1 protein-coding gene is annotated in these 1022 nt (G+C 44.4%); it reads left to right on the forward strand.

The window, feature by feature from the left end; genetic code table 11:
- The first annotated feature begins 39 nt into the window (after positions 1-39).
- Positions 40-987 carry an IS30 family transposase gene (locus DFP81_RS18105; RefSeq protein ID WP_115899273.1) on the forward strand — a complete coding sequence of 316 codons (948 nt, stop codon included), beginning with the start codon at positions 40-42 and terminating at the stop codon, positions 985-987.
- Positions 988-1022: the final 35 nt, after the last annotated feature.

A 1022-nucleotide genomic window follows, 5' to 3' on the forward strand; every position in this document is an offset into this window, starting at 1 on the left:
GGTGGTATTCTAACGTCGCCAAACAATTAGAGTATTACCATGAGCTATAAGCAGTTGATCGAAGGACAACGATACCAGATTCAAGCCTATTTGTACGAGCGTTTGAGTTACAGAGAGATAGGTCGGCGGCTGAACATAAGTCATTCAAGCATCAGTCGAGAGATAAGACGACATTCTATTAATGGCCGCTATGATCCTGATATTGCACAGCATCGCGCTCAATATCGAAGAAAATATTCGGCTAAAACTAAGGTGTCACAGAAAACGATTGATTATGTTGAGTTTGGCTTGATACTCAAGTGGAGTCCTGAGCAAATCGCAGGCGTCAGTAAGTTGATTGGCTTGTCTATCAGTCATGAGTGGATTTATGGCCATGTGCAAAGAGACAAGCGTCGAGGCGGTAAGTTATACAAGCATTTACGGCATAATGGCAGGCGCTATAAAAAAGGCGATCGCACTAAACGGGTCATTATTCCCAACAGAGTAGGCATAGAAAACCGACCTCACGTTGTTGATAGTAAGGAGCGGTTTGGTGATTGGGAGGTGGATACCGTGTTAGGGAAACAAGGCACCGGTGCTATCGTCAGTTTGGTAGAGAGAAAGAGTAAGCTGTACTTAATTCGTAAAGTCGCCACGAAAAGTACAGAAGACGTTTGTAGGGCGATAGGTAGTATGTTGTGGCACTACCGTCGTCATGTCCATACGATCACAGCGGACAACGGTACAGAGTTTTGTGCACACGAAAGCGTTGCTCACAAACTAAAAACCGACGTGTATTTTGCTAACCCCTATGCTTCTTGGGAGCGAGGCTTAAATGAAAACTTTAATGGTCTGTTGAGACAATATATTCCAAAAGGCACAGACCTTAGAACTGTTTCAGATGAAGAGATTGCACGGGTAGAAAGATCACTCAATCTTAGGCCAAGAAAATGCCTTGGTTATAGACAACCTGCGGTGGTGTTCGATGAACTACGAAGCGCAGCATAATTTAGAGGGTGGTGCACTTCGGAGTTGAATTCGCG

This window comes from Marinomonas pollencensis, assembly GCF_003387375.1.
Lineage (GTDB): Bacteria > Pseudomonadota > Gammaproteobacteria > Pseudomonadales > Marinomonadaceae > Marinomonas > Marinomonas pollencensis.

What these genes read in the sequence shown, in the direction of transcription:
- DFP81_RS18105 (WP_115899273.1), top strand. Translation starts at nt 40, where the DNA reads ATGAGCTATAAGCAGTTGATCGAAGGACAACGATACCAGATTCAAGCC.